The organism is Streptomyces sp. NPDC007025 (genome assembly GCF_042869455.1).
Classification (GTDB): Bacteria; Actinomycetota; Actinomycetes; order Streptomycetales; family Streptomycetaceae; genus Streptomyces.
Window position 1 is genome coordinate 113,596 of record NZ_JBIAFT010000011.1, and the last position, 20,576, is coordinate 134,171.

Annotated in this window: 13 protein-coding genes and 1 pseudogene; 6 read left to right on the forward strand and 8 right to left on the reverse strand. The window is 71.7% G+C overall.

Going from position 1 to position 20,576, the window contains the following annotated elements; genetic code table 11:
* Positions 1-57: 57 nt before the first annotated feature.
* The gene (locus tag ACFYMO_RS22070) at positions 58-672 is read right to left on the reverse strand and encodes a methyltransferase domain-containing protein (RefSeq protein ID WP_366772124.1); all 615 of its coding nucleotides are present in this window, start codon (positions 670-672) and stop codon (positions 58-60) included.
* Between the two features lie 183 nt (positions 673-855).
* Here ACFYMO_RS22070 and ACFYMO_RS22075 point away from each other — a divergent pair, with 183 nt between their 5' ends.
* Both ACFYMO_RS22075 and ACFYMO_RS22080 read left to right on the forward strand, forming a co-directional pair.
* Complete coding sequence (locus tag ACFYMO_RS22075; protein ID WP_019359103.1) at positions 856-1,263, forward strand: roadblock/LC7 domain-containing protein; 408 nt, start codon at positions 856-858, stop codon at positions 1,261-1,263.
* Between the two features lie 87 nt (positions 1,264-1,350).
* Positions 1,351-2,343 carry a DUF6397 family protein gene (locus ACFYMO_RS22080; protein WP_366772125.1) on the forward strand — a complete coding sequence of 331 codons (993 nt, stop codon included), beginning with the start codon at positions 1,351-1,353 and terminating at the stop codon, positions 2,341-2,343.
* Positions 2,344-2,397: 54 nt separating this feature from the next.
* Here the strand turns inward: ACFYMO_RS22080 and tesB are convergent, their stop codons facing one another.
* Both tesB and ACFYMO_RS22090 read right to left on the reverse strand, forming a co-directional pair.
* Positions 2,398-3,321: an acyl-CoA thioesterase II gene (gene tesB / locus ACFYMO_RS22085; protein ID WP_366772126.1), complete on the reverse strand. Its 924-nt coding sequence runs from the start codon at positions 3,319-3,321 to the stop codon at positions 2,398-2,400.
* A gap of 52 nt (positions 3,322-3,373) precedes the next feature.
* Entirely contained in the window at positions 3,374-5,902 is a 2,529-nt protein-coding gene (locus ACFYMO_RS22090) for a DUF3516 domain-containing protein (RefSeq protein WP_366772127.1), read from the reverse strand.
* Positions 5,903-6,071: 169 nt separating this feature from the next.
* On the opposite strand from ACFYMO_RS22090, the gene ACFYMO_RS22095 reads away from it, so the two are divergent.
* Positions 6,072-6,866, forward strand: coding sequence for a metal-dependent hydrolase (locus tag ACFYMO_RS22095; RefSeq protein WP_366772128.1), 795 nt, complete (start codon positions 6,072-6,074; stop codon positions 6,864-6,866).
* 29 nt (positions 6,867-6,895) lie between these two features.
* On the opposite strand, the gene ACFYMO_RS22100 is transcribed toward ACFYMO_RS22095, so the two are convergent.
* Together ACFYMO_RS22100 and ACFYMO_RS22105 are read right to left on the reverse strand one after the other, a co-directional pair.
* On the reverse strand, positions 6,896-8,665 hold the full coding sequence (locus ACFYMO_RS22100) for an ABC transporter ATP-binding protein (protein WP_366772166.1): 1,770 nt from the start codon (positions 8,663-8,665) through the stop codon (positions 6,896-6,898).
* A 68-nt stretch (positions 8,666-8,733) separates the two neighbouring features.
* Positions 8,734-10,661, reverse strand: a pseudogene (locus ACFYMO_RS22105) (ABC transporter transmembrane domain-containing protein).
* 169 nt (positions 10,662-10,830) lie between these two features.
* Here ACFYMO_RS22105 and ACFYMO_RS22110 point away from each other — a divergent pair.
* Positions 10,831-11,673 carry a L,D-transpeptidase family protein gene (locus tag ACFYMO_RS22110; RefSeq protein WP_366772130.1) on the forward strand — a complete coding sequence of 281 codons (843 nt, stop codon included), beginning with the start codon at positions 10,831-10,833 and terminating at the stop codon, positions 11,671-11,673.
* Between the two features lie 73 nt (positions 11,674-11,746).
* On the opposite strand, the gene ACFYMO_RS22115 is transcribed toward ACFYMO_RS22110, so the two are convergent.
* Positions 11,747-13,153 carry a Gfo/Idh/MocA family protein gene (locus ACFYMO_RS22115; protein ID WP_388548325.1) on the reverse strand — a complete coding sequence of 469 codons (1,407 nt, stop codon included), beginning with the start codon at positions 13,151-13,153 and terminating at the stop codon, positions 11,747-11,749.
* 323 nt (positions 13,154-13,476) lie between these two features.
* Here ACFYMO_RS22115 and ACFYMO_RS22120 point away from each other — a divergent pair, with 323 nt between their 5' ends.
* Positions 13,477-14,895 (forward strand): alpha-amylase family protein, encoded by a 1,419-nt coding sequence (locus ACFYMO_RS22120; RefSeq protein ID WP_388548328.1) that lies wholly within the window; start codon positions 13,477-13,479, stop codon positions 14,893-14,895.
* A 50-nt stretch (positions 14,896-14,945) separates the two neighbouring features.
* On the opposite strand, the gene ACFYMO_RS22125 is transcribed toward ACFYMO_RS22120, so the two are convergent.
* Both ACFYMO_RS22125 and ACFYMO_RS22130 read right to left on the reverse strand, forming a co-directional pair.
* Positions 14,946-17,915, reverse strand: coding sequence for an FAD-binding and (Fe-S)-binding domain-containing protein (locus tag ACFYMO_RS22125; protein WP_388548331.1), 2,970 nt, complete (start codon positions 17,913-17,915; stop codon positions 14,946-14,948).
* Between the two features lie 164 nt (positions 17,916-18,079).
* On the reverse strand, positions 18,080-18,526 hold the full coding sequence (locus ACFYMO_RS22130; RefSeq protein WP_388548334.1) for a MarR family winged helix-turn-helix transcriptional regulator: 447 nt from the start codon (positions 18,524-18,526) through the stop codon (positions 18,080-18,082).
* A 146-nt stretch (positions 18,527-18,672) separates the two neighbouring features.
* Between ACFYMO_RS22130 and ACFYMO_RS22135 the strand changes: the two genes are divergently transcribed.
* Entirely contained in the window at positions 18,673-20,517 is a 1,845-nt protein-coding gene (locus ACFYMO_RS22135; RefSeq protein WP_366772135.1) for an ABC transporter ATP-binding protein, read from the forward strand.
* Positions 20,518-20,576 lie beyond the last annotated feature (59 nt).

A 20,576-nucleotide genomic window follows, 5' to 3' on the forward strand; every position in this document is an offset into this window, starting at 1 on the left:
CGGTTGCCCGGTTCCGGTTCCGGTTCCGGTTTCGGCGCTGGCCCCGCCGTCGGGGCGTCAACCGGGCTGCCGCTCCGCCAGCGCCAGGTAACCGTCGTCCTCGTCGGCGAAGGACACCAGCCGCCAGCCGGTGGCGTCGAGCAGCGTCCGCAGTTGCGGCTCGGCCCGGATGTCGTCCGGCGTGAGCTGCCGGCCGCGGCGGGCCGCCAGTGCGGCGCGGCCCACCGGGTGGAAGAGGGCGAGCCGCCCGCGCGGGCGAACGACGCGCGCCAGTTCGCGCAGACCGCTCTGCGGGCGGGGGAGGTGGGAGATGAGCCCGGCGCCGAACACCGCGTCCAGGCAAGCCCCTCGCAAGGGGAGCCGGGCGACGTCGGTGAGGAAGAGCAGGGCCGTGTCGCCCCGGCCCGCCCGCACCACCTCTTCCAGCATCTCCGGGGTGAGGTCGGCGCCCAGTACCGTTCCCCGCGGACCCACCGCGTCGCGCAGCGCGGGCAGCGCCCGTCCGGTCCCGCATCCCGCGTCGAGTACGGCGTCGCCGGGCCGCAGCCCGATCTCGGCCACGGCCGCGGTGTAGGCGGGTCCGTCGTCGGGAAAACGTGTGTCCCAACGGGCGGCGCGCTCCCCGAAGAACGCCCGGACCGCCTCCCGATCGTCTGCCAGGTGCTCTGCCATCCTCCTATCCTCCCCGCCCGGCGCCGACTTCGGCAAAGCTGATTCGGACTCGGTCCGTCGTTACCTCTGTGACAGTTGCGACAGGGGAGTGACTGTGCGCAACAGATGACCACCTCATGGTTGCTGACTGTGCTCTCGTGGGTAAGGGTGGCACGGCAGATGCCGAGGAAAAGGGGGCGCGTCGTGGCACTGAACACGGGACTCGACTGGTTGCTGGACGACCTCACGAAGCGGATCTCGTCGGTCCGGCACGCGTTGGTCCTCTCCAACGACGGGCTCGTGACGGGGAGCAGCCACGACCTCGAGCGCGAGGACGCGGAACATCTGGCCGCGGTCTCGTCCGGACTGCACAGCCTGGCCAAGGGATCCGGGCAGCACTTCAAGGCCGGACGGGTGCGCCAGACAATGATCGAGTTCGACGAGGGAGTGTTCTTCGTGATGGCCGCGGGGGACGGCAGTTGCCTGTGTGTGCTGGCGGAGGCGGAAGCGGACATCGGGCAGGTCGCCTACGAGATGACGCTGCTGGTCAACCGTGTCGGCGAGCACCTCGGGCTGGCCGCCCGGAACGGCGACCGACCTGCGGGTCCCTAGAGTTTTCCACAGGCCGAGCGGTGTTCCGCGCCTGGGGCTACCGTCGTTGTCACGCAAGGTGAGGGACGAGCGACGGGGGATGACCGTATGCGACATCAGCCCATGGAACACCGCACGCCGGCTCCGCTCCGGGAGACGGCCGACGTGGGCCTGCGCACGGCCGCGCGGGAACTGGGGCTGCGCCCCAGGGAGTTCGAGCTGGCGGTGCAGATCGAAGAGGTGCGTACCGTGCCGGGACCGGCGGGTCGGGCGCGCCGGGTGCCCCGGGCGGAAGTGGAGCGGATCAAGGCCGCTCCGGGATTCCCCGGGGCGCTGCGCGAGCGGCTGCGCGTGATGGACGCAGGGGAGGCATCCGCACTGCTGGACATCAGCCCCTCCCGGTGCGCACGGCTTGCCAGGGCGGGCTGCTTCGGGCCGGTCGGCTTCTATGTGAACCGGTACCGCACCGTCGTCTGGCTCTATCTCGCCGAGGAACTCCGGGACTTCGCGGAGAACAACCCCCGGCTGCTCTCCGGTCGTCTTCCCGCCGGACTGCGGGCGGGGCTGGAGGCCGGAACCGACCACCGCGCCCGGCGCTGGCGGGGACGCCGGGTGGGCCAGCTCACCCGGCATGCCGCCGGCCACTGGGAGCGGGCCGCTGCCCGGGCGAGCGTGCTGGACGATGCGGCGCTCGCCGAAGCCGTGCCCGACTCGGGTGAACGTGCCAGGCTCAGGGCGCTGCGGTCCGGCTTCCTGGAGGTCCGCAGCGCCGCCGAGGCCACGCGGGACGTCCTGGAGGACGTCTGCCTGGCCGACGGTGCCGAGGAGATCCGCTGGTACCGCTTCCTGCTGGACGCCGACCTGGAGACCGCCAGGGCCGCAGAGGCTCCCGCAGCGGCGTGCGCGGCCCACGGCGCCCGCGAGCCGGGTTCCGGAGCTGCGGAGGGCCGCAGCGGTCCCTCGGACGCCGCCGGAGAGGTGCGGCCCCATCCCGGGACCGCGCGTCCCGTCGCGGGACCGCCCGCCGCTTCCGGCACGCGGCGCCGGTGGTCCCTGCTGCGCCGCCGCAGGCCGGGGCCCCGGGTGCGGGCCGCCGGATGAACCGGCCGTGCGGCGGCCCGTCCGACCCGCGTACCGGGGCGCAGGAGCGCGTGCTCAGGGCGAGGGCGTCTCTCCTCGGGCTTCCCCGCTGGACGAGGTCTGCGGTTCCGGGCTGTGCGGGCGGAACAGGCCCTCCTGCATCACCGAAACGATCAGGTTGCCCTGCCGGTCGAAGATCTGGCCCCGGGCCAGACCGCGCGCACCTGTGGCGATGGGGGACTCCTGCTGGTAGAGGAACCATTCGTCGGCCCGGAACGGGCGGTGGAACCACATGGCGTGATCCAGCGAGGCGGTGTCGAAGTTGCGCGGACCCCACAGAGGTTCGATGGGCAGCCGTACCGCGTCCAGGAGGGTCATGTCGCTGGCGTAGGTGAGCGCGCAGGTGTGGACGAGCGGGTCGTCGCCGAGCGAGCCCATCGCCCGCATCCACACCGCGCTGCGCGGCTCGACCCCTGCCAGCTCCTCGGTGCTCCACCGGAGCCGGTCCACGTAGCGCAGGTCGAAAGCCTGCCGGCGCGCCATCCGCTCCAGCGGCTCGGGCAAGGAGCCCAGCCGCCGGCGCACCTCGTCGGCGAGCCGCGGCAGGCTTTCGGGTTCCGGCACCCCGGGCATCGGCATCTGGTGCTCGAAGCCGGGTTCTCTCACATGAAAGGAGGCGGTGAGGTTGAAAATGGTGCGGCCCCGCTGGACGGCGATCACCCGGCGGGTGGTGAACGAGCGCCCGTCCCGGACCCGCTCCACCTGGTACACGATCGGCACCCCGGGAATCCCGGGCCGCAGGAAGTACGCGTGCAGCGAGTGCACCGGGCGTTCCTGGTCCACGGTGCGGCCCGCCGCCACCAGAGCCTGCCCGGCGACCTGGCCGCCGAAGACCCGCTGGAGGGACTCCCTGGGGCTCCGGCCCCGGAAGATGTTGAGGTCGATCTCTTCCAGGTTCAGCAGGTCGACAAGGTGTTCGGCAGGGCTGGGCCCGGTCATCTCGTGCGTTCCTCTCTCGCGTCCAGGGCGGTCGGCACGCGCGGTGCCGTGCTCACATGGGGCCGACGCCGGTCACCTCGATGACCGCGCGGCCCTCCTCGTCCGAGGCGACGAGGTCCACCTCGGCGGAGATACCCCAGTCATGATCGCCGCGCGGGTCGGCGAACACCTGCCGGACGCGCCACAGCCGGTCCTCCGGAGCCTCCTCGATCCGCAGCAGCCGCGGACCGCGGGCGTCCGGTCCGGTGCCGAGTTCGTCGTACTCCTCCCAGTATCCGGCCATCGCCTCGGCCCACGCGTCCTCGCTCCAGCCCGCGTCCCCGTCGAGGGCACCCAGCTCGGAGAACTTGTCCAAAGCGGCCAGCTCCACCCGTCGGAACATCGCGTTGCGCACCAGGACCCGGAAGGCGCGGGGGTTGGCGGTGACCGGTTTGACCTGGTCAGCCCGTTCCTGGGCCTCCTCCGCCGACTCGTCCTCAGGGTTGGCGAGCTGCTCCCACTCGTCCAGCAGGCTGGAGTCGACCTGGCGGACCATCTCGCCGAGCCACTCGATGATGTCCTGGAAGTCCTCCGACTTCAGGTCGTCGGGAACGGTGTGCTCCAGAGCCTTGTAGGAACTCGCCAGGTAGCGCAGCACGATGCCCTCGGTACGTGCCAGCTCGTAGAAGGAGACGAACTCGCCGAAGGTCATCGCGCGTTCGTACATGTCCCGGATGACCGACTTGGGGGAGAGGGGATGGTCCCCGACCCAGGGATGGGACTTGCGGTAGAGGCCGTAGGCATGGAAAAGCAGCTCCTCGAGGGGCTGCGGATGGCTGATGTCCATCAGCCGCTCCATCCGGTCCTCGTACTCGACCCCGTCGGCCTTCATCTCGGCAACGGCCTCGCCCTTGGCCTTGTTCGTCTGGGCGGCGAGGATCTGGCGCGGGTCGTCCAGCGTCGACTCGACCACCGACACCATGTCCAGCGCGTAGGAGGGCGACTCGGGGTCCAGCAGCTCGAAGGCGGCGAGCGCGAAGGTGGAGAGGGGCTGGTTGAGCGCGAAGTCCTGCTGGAGGTCCACGGTCAGCCGGATCCGCCTGCCCTCGGCGTCCGGCTCCTCCAGCTGTTCGACGATGCCGCCGTCCAGCAGCGAGCGGTAGATGGCGATGGCCCGCCTGATGTGCCGCAACTGGGCCCGGCGGCCCTCGTGGTTGTCCTCCAGCAGCCGCCGCATCTGTGCGAAGGCGTCACCGGGACGTGCGATCACCGACAGCAGCATGGCGTGCGTCACCCGGAAGCGGGAGGTCAGCGGTTCCGGGTCGGAGGCGATCAGTTTCTCGAAGGTCTGTTGGCCCCAGCTCACGAAGCCCTCCGGGGCCTTCTTGCGGACCACCTTCCGGCGCTTCTTCGGGTCGTCTCCCGCCTTGGCCAGCGCCTTCTCGTTCTCGATCACGTACTCGGGTGCCTGCGCGACGACGAAGCCCGAGGTGTCGAAGCCCGCTCGGCCGGCCCGGCCCGCGATCTGGTGGAACTCGCGGGCGCGCAGGGTGCGCACCCGGCTGCCGTCGTACTTGGTGAGCGCGGTGAACAGGACGGTCCGGATGGGCACGTTGACGCCGACGCCGAGGGTGTCCGTGCCGCAGATGACCTTCAGCAGCCCCGCCTGGGCCAGCCGCTCCACCAGTCGCCGGTACTTCGGCAGCATTCCGGCGTGGTGCACTCCGATGCCGTGCCGCACATAGCGGGAGAGGTTGCGGCCGAACGTCGTCGTGAAGCGGAAATTGCCGATGACCTTCGCGATCTCGTCCTTCTCCGCGCGGGTCGACATGTTGATGCTCATCAGCGCCTGGGCCCGCTCCACGGCCTGCGCCTGCGTGAAGTGCACGATGTAGACAGGAGCCTGATGTGTCTCCAGCAGCTCGGTCAGCGTCTCCGTGAGACCGGTGGTGCGATATTCGTACGACAGTGGCACCGGGCGGGTCGCGGAGCGCACCACGGCCGTGGAGCGGCCGGTGCGCCGGGTCAAGTCCTCCTCGAAACGCGAGACGTCCCCCAGGGTGGCCGACATCAGCACGAACTGCGCCTGCGGCAACTCCAGCAGCGGGATCTGCCAGGCCCAGCCCCGGTCCGGCTCCGCGTAGAAATGGAACTCGTCCATCACCACCTGGCCGACATCGGCGTCCGCCCCGTCGCGCAGCGCGATGGACGCCAGTACCTCGGCGGTGCAGCAGATGATGGGTGCGTCCGCGTTGACGGACGCGTCCCCCGTGAGCATCCCGACGTTCTCGGTGCCGAAGAGCTTGCACAGATCGAAGAACTTCTCCGAGACCAGTGCCTTGATCGGCGCGGTGTAGAACGTCACCTTGTCCTGGGCGAGCGCGGCGAAGTGCGCTCCCGCCGCGACCAGACTCTTGCCGGATCCCGTCGGGGTCGAAAGGATCACGTTCGACCCCGAGACCACCTCGATCAGCGCCTCCTCCTGGGCGGGATAGAGCGAGATGCCCCGCTCCTCCGCCCATCCGGAGAAGGACTCGAAGAGGGCATCGGGATCGGCGTCGCTCGGCATCTGGTCGATAAGGGTGGCTGTCACGCCCCCCATACTGCCTGCTGCCCGGGGCGATCAGGGAACCGGTGGGCTCTTGAAGATCACCTGGCGCTACGCTGTGTCGCCGAACGGGCATCAGCTGCCGACGGCAGCGGCGCGGGCGCGGGGCGGGCCCCGCGTGGGCCGCGGCCGACGCGATACGAGGAACAGGGCGGGGATTCGCATGATGGGACCGGCGCACTCGCTGTCGGGAGCCGCTGCCTGGCTCGGGGTGGGGGCGGCCGCGGCGCTGCTGGACCATCCGATGCCCTGGCCGGTGGTCGTGATCGGGGCGCTGCTGTGCGCCGGGGCGGCACTGGCGCCCGACCTCGACCAGAAGTCCGCCACCATCTCCCGGGCCTTCGGCCCGCTCTCCCGCCTGCTGTGCGGAGTGGTGGACAAACTCTCCGCCGCCGTCTACAACAGCACCCGTTCCGGTGGCGAGCGGCGCCGCTCCGGAGGGCACCGTACCCTCACCCACACCTGGCCCTGGGCGCTCCTCATCGGCGCGGGCTTCTCCGCGGCCGCCGCCGTCTGGGGCCGCTGGGCGGTGCTGGTCATCCTCTTCATCCACGTGGTCCTCGCGGTCGAGGGCCTGCTGTGGCGGATGGCCCGGGTCTCCAGCGATGTGCTGGTGTGGCTGCTGGGAGCCGCGTGCGCCTGGATCCTGGCCAACCTGCTGGAGAGGCCCGGCAGCGGTGCCGACTGGCTGTTCACCGGGGACGGCCAGGAGTACCTGTGGATGGGGCTGCCGATCGTGCTGGGCGCGATGGTGCACAACATCGGCGACGCTCTGACGATCTCCGGCTGCCCGATACTGTGGCCCATCCCGATAGCGGGCAAGCGGTGGTATCCGCTGGGTACCCCCCGGTTCATGCGCTTCCGGGCCGGAGCCAAGGTCGAGAACGCGGTGCTGATGCCCGCCTTCATGGTGCTGAGCGGGGCCGGGAGCGTGGTGGCCCTGGGGTTCATAGGCTGAGCCCCGCCGCGGCCCCGATACGCCGCGGATCAGCCGTGCCAGGAGCGCCACAGGGCGGCGTACGGGCCGTCAGCCGCCACCAGCGTGTCGTGGCTCCCCAGTTCGATGATGCGGCCCTCCTCCACGACCGCGATGACATCCGCGTCGTGCGCGGTGTGCAGCCGGTGCGCGATCGCCACCACGGTGCGCCCCTCGAGGACCTGGGCGAGCGAACGCTCCAGATGCCGGGCAGCACGCGGGTCCAGCAGCGACGTCGCCTCGTCGAGGACGAGCGTGTGCGGATCGGCCAGTACCAGGCGGGCCAGTGCGATCTGCTGGGCCTGCGCCGGGGTGACGGCCGGCCCACCGGAGCCGACCGTGCTGTCCAGCCCGTCCGGCAGCGCTTCGGCCCAGCCGCGGGCGTCCACCGCGCCGAGCGCCGCCCACAGCCCGGCGTCGTCCGCGTCCTGCCGGGCCAGCAGCAGGTTGTCGCGTAGCGTACCCACGAAGACGTGGTGCTCCTGGTTGACCAGCACCACATGGCGGCGCACTTCCTCCGCCGGCAGTTCGCTCAACGCGGCCCCGCCCAGGGTGACCTCGCCGCGGCGCGGTCCGTAGATCCCGGCCAGCAGCCGTCCGAGCGTCGACTTGCCCGCCCCGGAGGGACCGACCAGCGCGACCCGGCTGCCGGCGGCGACATCCAGCGTCACCCCGTGCAGGACGTCGACATCGGCCAGGTATCCGAACCGCACTCCGCCGGCGCGGAGGTCCTTGCCGTCGGGCGCCGGGCCCTCGCCGGCCTCCGCCTCGATCTCCCGTACCCCCACCAGTCGGGCGAGGGAGACCTGCGCGACCTGGAGCTCGTCGTACCAGCGCAGGATCAGCCCAACGGGCTCGATCAGCATCTGTGCGAGCAGGGCACCGGTGGTGAGCCGGCCGACGCCGATCCAGCCCTGGAGTACGAAGACGCCGCCCAGCAGCAGCACACCCCCCATGATCAGCATGTTGCTGAGGTTGACGGCGGGGAAGAGCACGGTGCGCAGCCACAGGGTCCTGCGCTCCCACGCAGTCCACTCGGCGACCCGGCGCTCGGAGAGCGCCACCCGGCGGGGGCCCAGCCGGTGCGTCTCCACCGTCCTGCCCGCGTCCACCGTCTCGGCCAGTGCCGCGGCGACCGCCGCGTAGCCCGCAGCCTCCGCCCGGTAGGCGTGCGGAGCCCGGCGGAAGTACCAGCGGCAGCCCGCCAGCAGCACCGGCAGCGCGAGCAGCACGGTCAGGGCCAGCGGCGGTGCCGTGACGCACAGCGCCCCCACCAGCAGCGCGGCCCACACCAGGCCGATCGCCAGTTGGGGCACCGCCTTGCGCATGGCGTCGGCCAGCCGGTCGATGTCGGTGGTGATCCGGGAGAGCAGGTCGCCCGTTCCGGCCCGCTCCAGCACGCCGGGCGGCAGTCCCACCGCACGTACGAGGAAGTCCTCGCGCAGGTCCGCCAGCATCTCCTCGCCGAGCATCGCTCCGCGCACCCGCACCTGCTGGGTGAAGACCGTCTGCACCAGCAGGGCGAGGGTGAACAGGGCGGTGACCCGGCCCAGTCGCAGGTCCTCCCGGCCGGCTGCGAGCCCGTCCACGATGCCGCCCAGCAGCCAGGGGCCCACCGTCGAGGCGAGGACGGCGCCGCTGTTCACCCCGACGAGCAGCACGAAGGCGCGCCGGTGGCGGCGCAGCAGCTCACGTACATAGGTGCGGACCGTCGCTGAGGAGCCGACGGGAAGGATCGTGACGTCTTCCGGAGCCGACGGGTCGTAGCCGGGCTCGGGCACGCCGAACCGGGGGCCGCGGCGTCCCTCACCCGCCGTCCGGTCGTCTGGCGCCGGGTGGCTCTGGCGGCTCACGTGGATTCGGCTCCCTCGGTCGTCGCGTGCTGGGCCCGCGGCCCGGCCGGCCGCACGGCGTCGGGCTGCGGTGCCCGGGTGACGACGGCCCGGTACGCGTTCTGGGAGCTGAGGAGCTCCTGGTGGGTGCCGGCGGCGGCCCTGGCACCTTGTACGAAGACCACCCGGTCGGCGGTCTCGAGCAGCAGAGGACTGGAGGTGAGGACCACAGTCGTCCGCCCCGACCTGAGCGCGGCCAGCTCCCGGGCGATGCGCGCCTCGGTGTGCGAGTCGACAGCCGAGGTCGGCTCGTCCAGCACCAGTACCGGCGGATCGGTCAGCAGCGACCGCGCGAGCGCGAGCCGCTGCCGCTGTCCTCCCGAGAGCGAGCGTCCCCGCTCGGCGATCCTGGCCCGCATGGGATCGCCCTTCGCATCCGGGGTGCCCTGCACCAGTGCGGCGAGGACGTCGCCGCACTGGGCGGCCTGCAGCGCCCGGCCGGCGTCCACCGCGCCGGAGGAGGGCACGTCCAGCAGATCGGCCAGTGTGCCGGAGAGCAGCACCGGATCCTTGTCCTGCACCAGTACGGCGGCCCGGGCCCGGGCCAGCGGCATCGTGTCCAGCGGTGAACCGTCCAGCAGTACCGAGGGGTCTCCCTTCTCCCGCCTTAGGTTCCGCCCCCGGCCGGCTCGCTCCCCGGCGGCGGACTGTGGTGCATTCCCCGCGGGACCGGCGGAGGCGGGGTGGCCGCCCAGCCGTTCGGCGAGGTGCCCTGCCGCGTCCGGGTCACCGCAGACCACGGCGGTCAGCAGACCCGCCGGGGCGCGCAGCCCGGTGGCCGGGTCGTACAGTCCCGTCCGCACCTCGGCGGAGCCGGTGCGGGCGGGCCGCTCCCGCGCTTCCGGTCGGGTGAGGGGTGCGGTCCCCGCGTGCTGCCCCTCGCCGGGCCGCCGCAGTCGCAGCACCCGTGCCGCGCGTGCCGCCGAGGGACGGGAGAAGGAGTACGACATGGCGAACTCGCCGAAGAGCTGGAGCGGTACCAGCAGGAAGCTGATCGCACCGTAGACCGTCACCAGTTCGCCCACCGCGATGCGCCCGTCCAGCGCCAGCCGGGTGCCGTACCAGACGACGGCCACCAGCAGCAGCCCGGGCAGTGCGACTTGGACCGCCTCGATGAACGACCACATGCGGGCCGTGCGCACGGCGGCGTGCCGCACCTGCTGCGAGGCCCGCCGGTAGCGGGTGAGGAAGAGCTCCTCACCGCCGATGCCACGCAGTACCCGCAGTCCGGCCACGGTGTCGGCGGCCAGTTCGGTGGCGCGCCCGGCGTGTTCGCGCTGTGTGTCCGCGCGCCTGGTGGCCCTCGGCAGCAGCGGCAGCACGGTCAGCGCCAGCGCGAGCATGCCGGCGCATGCCAGCAGACCCAGTTGCGGCTGGTAGACGGCCAGCGCGGCACAGACGCCCAGCGTCGTCAGCAGGGCGGCGCTGAAGCGTGAGGCCGCCTCGACGCACCATCCGATGCGTTCGATGTCACCGGTGGAGACGGCGGCGATCTCGCCCGCGGCGACCCTGCGGGTGAGAGTCGCGCCCAGAGCCGCGGTGCGGCGCGCCAGGAGCTGCTGGATGCGTGCGGCAGCGGTGATCCAGTTGGTGACGGCGGCCCTGTGCAGCAGGGTGTCTCCTGTCGTCACCGTGAGCGTGACGACGGCCATCGCCAGCGCGGCCAGTGCCAGGTCGCCGCCCGAGCGGTCCACGACCGCGGTCACCGCCACTCCGGCGACGGCGGGGAAGGCGGCGATCGAGGCCAGGTGCACGACTCCCCAGCCCAGCCCAGCGCCTTGCACTGGCCGCCCAACTGCATCCGCCCCAGCCACAGCAGCAGCCGGAGGCCTGAACGGACATCGGGTTCGCCGGGGTCGTCGTAGGGCAGGTCGCGGATCTGCATGGTGTTCCAATGGGCTCGAAACCGCACGGTGGGGACGGACGCGAGGCCGCGGGCGGGCAGGCGGTACGGATCCCGCGGGGCGTCCGCCGATCCCACCGGGTCGCCGCCGCGTCTGCAACGGGATTTCCCGGACGGCGGCGTACTTCCGGCCAATGCGAGGATGGAGGGCATGGGCATGCGTGGGGCACGACGTACAGGTGGCGGAACCGTCCGGCCGGAGGCCGCCCAGGACTTCTCCCGGGGTGCGCCGGCCGGCGGGGTCCGCGGCCGGGGCGCGACGCGTGGGGTCCTGGCGGCCGCCGCGGCGGGCACCGCGTTGACCGTACTGCTCTCCGGATGCGGCGGGGGCAGTGGGAGCGACCGCGATTCCGGCGGCCCGAAGCGGACGAAGGTGCCCGAGCACTCGGAGCAGGCCGAACTGACCGAGAACCCTACCCGTATCCCCCGGGTGGGTGACCGGCTCCAGTCGAGGATCCCCGATGACGCGCGCCAGGTCGTGGCCGTCGAGGGCAAGGGCGAGGACGCGGCACAGGCCACGGTGCGGCTCTACACACGGCACGGCAAGGAGTGGCGCGAGGAGCACAGCTGGGCCGGTCACAACGGTAAGAAGGGCTGGACGGCAGACCACCACGAGGGTGACAAACGCAGTCCGGTCGGCGTCTTCACGCTCTCGGACGCGGGGGGCGTGCTGCCGGACAGCGAGGCCAGGCTGCCCTACACGCACACCTCGGCGTTCACCCCGCCCTCGTACTGGCCGAAGAAGACCCGGCACGATTTCGACCATGTGATCGCGATCGACTACAACCGCGTCACCGGTACCTCTCCCCTCGACCCGACCCGCCCGCAGGGCAAGGCCAAGGGGGGCAGTATCTGGCTGCACATGGATCACGGCAGCGGGACGTCGGGGTGTGTGAGCCTGTCCAAGTCCGGCATGCGGACGCTGCTGCGCACACTGGACCCGGACAAGCATCCCGTGGTGGTGATGGGGGACCGGGCCTCGCTCAGGAAGTGAGCCGAGGGCCGGGCGCTGTCCTGGCGCATCCGGTTCTGCCCGCGGCGGCGCCGGGTGCGTGCCCCGGCCCCGCTCAGGTCTCCGGCTTCTCGGAGTCGACGCCCGGCCGCTTCGTCTTCCAGCGCCCGCGGGTGAAGTCGGGGATCTCCTGCGGCGTGCCCTTGGCCTTGATGGAGGCGTGGCTGAGCGGCACCGGCGACGTCCAGGTCGCGGCGTCGTAGACGTCGAAGTCGGGCACCAGCCCCAGCCGCATGCACTGCGTCAACCGGAACAGCATGATGTAGTCCATGCCGCCGTGCCCGCCGGGCGGATCGGCGTGCTCCTTCCACAGCCAGTGGTCGTGTTTCTCGTACTGCCCGAAGTCGCCCCACTGGTCACCGGACATGTCCGGTTCCAGGTAGATGCGCGGTGGGTAGTCCTCGAACACACCTTTGGTGCCGCCGAGAGCGTTGATCCGGGAGTAGGGGTGCGGGTTGGAGACGTCATGCTCCAAGCGGATGACCCGGCCCTTGGCTGTCTGGACGAGACTGATCGACATGTCGCTCTCGATGTACGTCTCCTTCCAGCTCTCGTGGCCGGGCGGCATGTGTTCCTCGCGGTAGGCGGCCAGGCCCAGTGAGGGAGAGCCGAAGGTCGCGATCCGGATGGCCCGGTCGCCGCGGTTGATGTCCATGTAGTTGGCCGCGGGGCCGAAGCCGTGGTTCGGGTACAGGTCTCCCCGCAGCCGGGTGTGCCATTTTCGGCGCCAGGGCCCTTCGTAGTAGTCGGGGTCGAACACCAGTCCGCGCAGGTCGTGCAGGTACGCGCCGGCGCTGTGCAGGAGGTCGCCGAACAGCCCCTCGTGCGCCATCCGCAGCACGCGCATCTCGTTGCGGCCGTAGACGCAGTTCTCCAACTGCATGCAGTGCCTGCGGGTCCGCTCCGAGAGGTCGACCAGCTCCCACAACTGTTCCAGTTCCAGGGCGATGGGGCATTCGACGCCGACGTGCTTGCCGCCCTTCAGCGAGGCCTTCGCCATCTCGAAGTGCCAGTCCCACGGCGTGGCGACATAGACGAAGTCGAGGTCGCCGCGCCGGCACAGCTTCTCGAAATCGTGGTCCCCCTTGGTGTAGAGGGCGGGCGCGGGCTGTCCGGCGTCGGTGACCTTCCTCGCCGCGCGTTCGGTCTTCTCCCGCACCGGGTCGCACAAGGCGACTACGCGCACCCCCTCCAGTGCCAGGAACAGGTCGATCATGCTCCCGCCGCGCCGGCCCAGGCCGATCAGGCCGACCCGGATGGTGCTGCGCTCCTCGAACGGTACGCCGATCATGGTGCCTCCCCGGCGTGGCGGTGCCGCGGCGCTCGCGCTCTGCCGGGCGGCGGTGGTGTCGCCCTGTGCCGCCTGCGCCGGGGTGCCCAGCGCGCCGATGCCGAGTCCGGCACCCGCGGCACCGGCGGTGCGCAGCGCCGAACGTCGGCTGAATCCCTGGTCGTCACTCATCGGGTCTCCCGCAGCTCTCTGCAACTCGGATGCGTGATCTCGATTCAGGACCCTGCTGGTGGAGACCACTGGGCCGCAAGAGGGCGTACGTGGACTCTCGTCGTCCGTGGATGGACTTCCGTGCTCGCAAAATCTTGCCGCAATGAGACGGAAATACTTGCAGAGTCTCTTGACGGCGCTCCCGGACACCGGCAGTCTCCCCGCCGTACCACCCGTGAACGGGCCCTCGGCAACCGCCCGTTCGCCTCCCCCCACGGTGGCCGAGCTATCCGGCTGCTGCCTTCCCGGGCCCTTGCGCGCCCGCAGATCGAAGGAGCCGCACGATGAGAGGACGACTGCTCAGCGCCGGTACGGCGGGAGTCCTGGTGGCCAGTGCCCTGCTGGCGGCGACACCCTGGCAGGCCCGGGCGGCCCGCTCGGCACCGGCTCCCGCGGTGTCGCCGCGGCTCGCCGCGGACAGAGCCGCGGTGCCGGGCGGACGGGCCGTCACCGCGACGTTGTTCGAGCGCCCGTTCGCCTCCGTCGCCCGGGAGTGCACCGAAATCCTCGGCCCGGCGGGGTACGGCTATGTCGAGGTCTCACCCGCCACCGAGCACATCCGGGGCGACCAGTGGTGGACGTCCTACCAGCCGGTCAGCCACCGGATCGCCGGACGGCTCGGCGACCGGGCGGACTTCGCACGCATGGTCGACACCTGCGCGGCGGCCGGCGTGCAGGTCATCGCCGACGCGGTCGTCAACCACATGACATCCGGGTCGGGTACCGGCACCGGCGGCACCGCGTACAACAAGTACGACTACCCCGGGACCTACCGGGACGCCGACTTCCACACCTGCCGGCACGACATCTCGGACTACACCGACCGCGACGACGTGCAGAACTGCGAACTCGTCGGCCTGGCCGACCTGGACACCGGCAGCGAGAAGGTGCGCGGGGCGCTCGCCGGATATCTCGACGATCTGCGCTCCCTCGGCGTGGCCGGGTTCCGCATCGACGCCGCCAAGCACATGGCCGCCTCCGATCTGGCGGCCGTCAAGGCGAAGCTGACCCAGTCGCCGGGCTACTGGGTCAGCGAGGTCATCCACGGTGCCGGCGGGGCGGTGCAGCCCGAGGAGTACACCGGTGTCGGCGACGTGGACGAGTTCCGCTACGGCCGCCGCCTCAAGAGCGCCTTCCAGGGCGGCGACCTCGGATCCCTGCGGAACGTCGGTGACGGCATGCTGGAGAGCGGGGCGGCACGCACATTCGTCGACAACTGGGACACCGAACGCAACGGCTCGACGCTCACCTACCGCGACGGCGCCGCCCACACCCTCGCAAACATCTTCGAGCTGGCCCATCTCTACGGCTCCCCGAACATCTTCTCGGGCTACACGTTCACCGACCGCGACGCCGGACCGCCCACCGGGGAGACCGGGTGGACGGATCTCCACGCCCAACCCGAGGTCACCGGCATGGTCGGCTTCCGCAACGCGGTCGGCACCGCGGAGCTGACGAATTGGTGGTCCGAGGGCCAGGCACTCGCCTTCGGGCGCGGCGACCGCGGATTCGTCGCCCTCAACAACGGCGACGCCGAACTGAGCAGGACGTTCCAGACCTCCCTGCCCGCCGGGACGTACTGCGATGTCGCCGCCGCGCAAAGCGGCTGCGCGCAGCAGATCACGGTCGCCGCAGACGGCAGCGCCCGGCTGACGGTCCCGGCCCACCAAGCGGTGGCCTTCCACGTCGAGGCGGCCGGCTGAGGAACGGGGTGGACGGGCGGGCCGCATGCCCGCGGCCCGCCCGCACCGGTTCACCGCGGCCGGGTCGCCAGCTCCAGTTCCTGGAGGACCGAGTGGTATCCCCGGTTGCCGGTCGCGTGGTCGAGGCCGATCTCGCAGGTGCGGTTGGCCGACAGATACGTGTCGTAGGAACGACGGTTCACCTCCGCGGCCTCCCGCGCCGTCGCCGAGGCGGTCAGCTCCTCGTGCAGCAGGCCGCGGTCACCGGCGAAGGCGCAGCATCCCGCGTCGAGCGGTACCACGACCTCCTCGGCGCACGCCTCGGCCACCTCGCGCAGCTCCGCCTCGTCGCCCAGGTGCCGCATGGAGCAGGTGGGATGGAGCACGGCGGAGGTGACCTTCCGCTCCACCGTGAGCCGCGGCAGCAGCTCGCGGGCGGCCCACACGAGGGAGTCGAGCACTGTCAGCCCCGCGTGCAGCTTGAGGTTGGCCGGTGTCAGGTACGGGACGACCTCTTCCGTCAGTCCCAGAGTGCAGGAGGACGCGTCGACGACGAGCGGGAGTTCACCTCCGTCGGTCCACCGCCACGCGGCCTCCACCATGCGGTTGGCCATCAGGGTGTTGCCCGCCTCGTAGCCCTTGGAGTGCCAGATCGTCGCGCAGCAGGTCCCGGTGACGTCCTCCGGTGTCCACACCGGGCGACCCGCGCGGGCCGACACGGTGACCAGGGCTTCCGGCAGCGACAGCCCGCGGTGGCCGTCCGGATCGCCGAAGATGCGGTTCACGCACGCCGGATAGTAGACCGCGGCGGCGTCCTGCCTGGCCGTCGCCGGGAGACGTTTGGCAGCCGCCGCCGGGATCTCCGGCAGCCACTGCGGCACCAGGTCGGGGCGGACCGCCCGGCGGGCGGCACCGGTCGCGGCGCCGAGCAGCCGGTCGCCCAGATCTCCTCCCCGCCCGCGCACCCGGCGTCGGATCCGGTCCCCGGCGGCCACCGCGAGCCGGGCCGCGCGCTCCACCTGTGCGAAGTGCCGCGCGGTGCGCTCCGCGGCGCGCTCCTCCCGCGGCGAGTGGCGGGCGTGCCGGAGGGTCTTCATCAGCGCCCCGGTGTCGATGCCGACCGGGCAGTCCAGCTTGCACGTGGAGTCGCCCGCGCAGGTGTCGACGGCGTCGTAACCGTAGCTGGCCAGCAAATTCTCGCCGACGAGCGAGCCGGGGGCCTGCCGCGTCATCTCGCGGCGCAGCACGATCCGCTGCCGCGGTGTGGTGGTCAGATCCTCGCTCGGGCAGGTCGGTTCGCAGAAGCCGCACTCGATGCAGGGGTCGGCGGACGCCTCCACCGCGGGGATGGACTTGAGGCCTCGCAGGTGTGCCTGCGGGTCGCGGTCCAGCAGCACCCCGGGCGCCAGCACCCCGGTCGGGTCCAGCAACCGCTTCACCCGCCACATCAGCTCCGTCGCCGTGCTGCCCCACTCCAGCTCCAGGAAGGGGGCGATGTTGCGGCCGGTGGCGTGTTCGGCCTTCAGGGAGCCGTCGAAGCGCTCCACGGTCATCCGGCAGAACGCGTCCATGAAGGCCGCGTAGCGCTCCACGTCGTCCGGCGCCGCCGCGTCGAAGGCCAGCAGGAAGTGCAGATTGCCGTGTGCCGCGTGACCGGCGACGGCCGCGTCGAATCCGTGCTGTTCCTGCAGCTCCAGCAGCGCCTCGCAGGCTTCGGCCAGCCGGGAGGGCGGTACGGCGAAGTCCTCGGTGATCAGCGTGGTGCCTGCGGGGCGCGAGCCGCCTACCGCGGTGACGAACGCCTTGCGCGCCTTCCAGTAGGAGGCGATCGTGGCCGGGTCGCGGGTCAGTTCGTTGGTCACGGAGGCGACCGGTGCGACCAGCTCCAGTCCGGCCAGGACCGCACGCGCCGCCTCTTCGCGTTCCTCGCGCACGGCGTCGTCGGGGGAGCGGAACTCCACCAGCAGGGCCGTGGTCTCCTTGGGCAGTTCCGCCCAGTCCTGCGGCACGCCGGAGACGCTGACCGAGGCGCGCAGCGTGTTCCCGTCCATCAGCTCCACGGACAGCGCGCCGGCCTCGTTGAAGCGCGGGACGGCCGCGGCCGCCGCGGACAGCGACGGGAAGAAGAACAGTCCGGTCGAGGTGCGCCTGTGCAGGGGCAGGGTGTCGAAGACGAACTCGGCGAGGAAGCCGAGCGTGCCCTGGGAGCCCACCATCAGCCCGCGCAGGATCTCCACCGGGGTGCTGCCGTCGAGGAAGGCGTCGAGTCGGTATCCGTTGGTGTTCTTCAGCTCGTGCTTCGCCCGGATCCGGGCCACCAGCGCGGCGTCCGCCTCGATCTCCGCCTTGAGCGCCAGCAGCCCGGCGCACAGCTCCGGCTCGGCCTGTGCCAGCTTCTCCTCCGCGGCCGGGTCCGCCGTGTCCACGACCGTGCCGCTGGGCAGGACGCAGGTGAGCGAGGCGACCGTGCGGTAGGAGTTGCGCGTGGTTCCTGCGGTCATCCCGGAGGCGTTGTTGGCCACCACTCCGCCCACGGTGCAGGCGATGGCGCTGGCCGGGTCGGGGCCGATCAGCCGCCCGTGCCGCGCCAGCGCGGCGTTGGTGCGGAAGACGGTGGTACCCGGCCGGATCCGGGCCTGTTCGCCCTCCGCCAGCACCTCGACGCCCACCCAGTGCCGGCGGACGTCGATCAGGATGTCCTCGCCCTGGGCCTGCCCGTTAAGCGAGGTGCCCGCGGCGCGGAAGACGGCGTCCCGGCCGTTCTCCCGCGCGTACCCCAGCACGGCGGAGACATCGGCCACGTCCTCGGCCAGGACGACCACCTGCGGCACGAAGCGGTAAGGGCTCGCGTCGGAGGCGTAGCGCACCAGGTCGGACACCTTGCTGAGTACCTTCTGCGGTCCCAGCAGCCGCTCCAGGTCGCCGCGCAGCGGCTGGGGCGTTCCGTGTGCCAGCGTCTCGGGGACCCGGTCGGCGGCGGGGGAGTGGCCGGTGCCGGTCCGCGGGCGCAGCGCTCCGGCCTCGGGTTCGAGCAGCGGCATGGCATCTCCTGGGCGCACAGCGGTCGGGCGGGAGTGCGGGCTTGTGTGTGGCACATGCTAGTTCCGTCGGCCGGCCGGATCCGTGTGGGTCGTTCCCGCCGCGTAACGGTCCCCGGCCGGTCGCTGCGCTGCGGCGGCGGTGCCTCCGCGGGCCCGGCCCGGAGTCAGTGACCGCCCTGGTCCGCATCGAGCAGGGCCAGCAGCCGGCTGAGTTCGTCGCGCTGCGCGGCGGTCAGTGGCGCGAGCAGCTCCTCCGCGGCGCTCCTGCGGGCCCGGCGCAGTGCGGTGAGGGTCGTCGAGCCGCCGTCCGTCAGTTCGATGCGGATCACCCGGCGGTTGGTGGCGTCGGGTGAGCGGCGCACCAGACCGCGTTCCTCCAGCGCGTCGACCAGGCTGGTGACCTGCCGGGGCACCACGCCCAGCCGGGCGGCGAGGTCCGCCATCCGGGGCGGCTGCGGACAGTGCGCGACCGTGCGCAGCATGCGGCCCTGTGCGGGGGTGACCCCCAGCGGCGCGAAGTTCTGCCGATGTGCGTGGTTGATCCGCTTCGTGAGATGCAGGAGCTGGTCAGCCAGGTCGGAGGCGCGTTCGGTGGAGGGGTGGTGGACCATGTCCGGCAGGTTATCAGGATATAGGTCATTGTGAACATAGGTAACGATGAACTATGCTCCATGACCCTCGGCGCAGCCCGCCGAGCGCGCCCGAGCCGGCGGACCGGTCCGCCCCCGGGCGACACCCCCGAGTACCGAGGAGCCCCTTGCACCGTGAAGCATCCGGCTGGACGCCGTCACCGCAGGAAACCCCGACGCCGCGGGAGCAGCCCGCACAGGTGCGCCGCATCCTGCGGCTCTTCCGCCCCTACCGTGCCCGCCTTACCCTGGTCGGCCTCCTGGTGGCCGCCTCCTCCCTGGTCTCCGTCGCCTCGCCGTTCCTGCTGCGCGAGATCCTGGACGTCGCCATCCCCCAGCAGCGCACCGGGCTGCTCTCGCTGCTCGCCCTCGGCCTGATCGGCACCGCGGTCGTCACCAGCGTCTTCGGTGTGCTCCAGACGCTCATCAGCACCACGGTCGGCCAGCGCGTCATGCACGACCTGCGCACCGGGGTGTACGCCAAGCTCCAGCGGATGCCGCTCGCCTTCTTCACCCGGACCCGGACGGGCGAGGTCCAGTCCCGCATCGCCAACGACATCGGCGGGATGCAGGCGACCGTCACCTCGACGGCGACCTCGCTGGTCTCCAACCTCACCAGCGTGGTGGCCACCATCGTCGCCATGCTCGCGCTCGACTGGCGGCTCACACTCGCCTCCCTGGTCCTGCTGCCCTTCTTCGTCTGGGTGAGCCGCCGGGTGGGGCGGGAGCGCAAACGCATCACCACCCAGCGACAGAAGCAGATGGCCGCCATGTCCGCGCTCGTGACCGAGTCCCTGTCGGTCAGCGGCATCCTGCTCGGCCGCACCATGGGGCGGGCCGACTCACTCACCAGGAACTTCGCCGGTGAATCCGAGACCCTGGCCGACCTGGAGATCCGGTCCCACATGGCCGGGCGGTGGCGGATGTCCACCATCGGGATCGTCATGTCCGCGATCCCGGCACTGCTCTACTGGACGGCGGGCATGCTCACCCACTTCGGCGGGCCCGCCTTCTCCATCGGCACCCTCGTCGCCTTCGTCACCCTCCAGCAGGGGCTGCTGCGCCCCACCGTCTCGCTGCTCACCACGGGCGTGGAGATGCAGACCTCGCTCGCGCTCTTCCAGCGCATCTTCGAATACCTCGACCTGCCCGTCTCCATCACCGAACCGCGCCGCCCCGTCCCGCTTCCGCAGGTGCGCGGCGAGATCCGCTTCGAGAACGTGGACTTCACCTACGACGCCCGTCCGCCGGGCAGCCCCGCACGCGACAGCGGCCACACCCTGCGCGGTATCGACCTGACCGTCCCCGCCGGCAGCAGCCTCGCGGTCGTGGGGGCCACCGGTTCGGGCAAGTCCACCCTCAGCTACCTGGTGCCCCGGCTCTACGACGTGACCGGAGGCCGGGTGACCCTCGACGGTGTCGACGTACGGGATCTCGACTTCGCGACCCTCTCCGGAGCCGTCGGCGTGGTCTCCCAGGAGACCTACCTCTTCCACGCGACGGTCGCCGACAACCTCCGCTTCGCCCGGCCGGACGCCACCGACGAGGAACTGCGCGAGGCGGCGACCGCCGCGCAGATCCACGAGCAGATCGCAGCGCTGCCGGACGGCTACGACACCCTCGTCGGCGAGCGCGGCTACCGCTTCTCCGGCGGCGAGAAGCAGCGGCTCGCCCTCGCGCGCACCATCCTGCGCGATCCTGCGGTGCTCATCCTGGACGAGGCCACGAGCGCACTCGACACCCGTACCGAGCACGCTGTCCAGGAGGCCGTCGACGCACTCTCGGAGGGGCGCACCACGCTCACCATCGCGCACCGGCTCTCCACCATCCGTGACGCCGACCAGATCGTCGTCCTGGACGACGGGCGGATCGCCGAGCGCGGCACCCACACCGAGCTCCTCGCGGCGGAAGGGCGGTACGCCGCGCTGGTCCGGCGCGACAGTCGGACCGCGGACGCGGCAGTGAGCGGCTGACCCGCGGTCGACAGCGGGCGGTCCGGTCCGGAGACGGCGGTGGACGACCCACGCCCGGA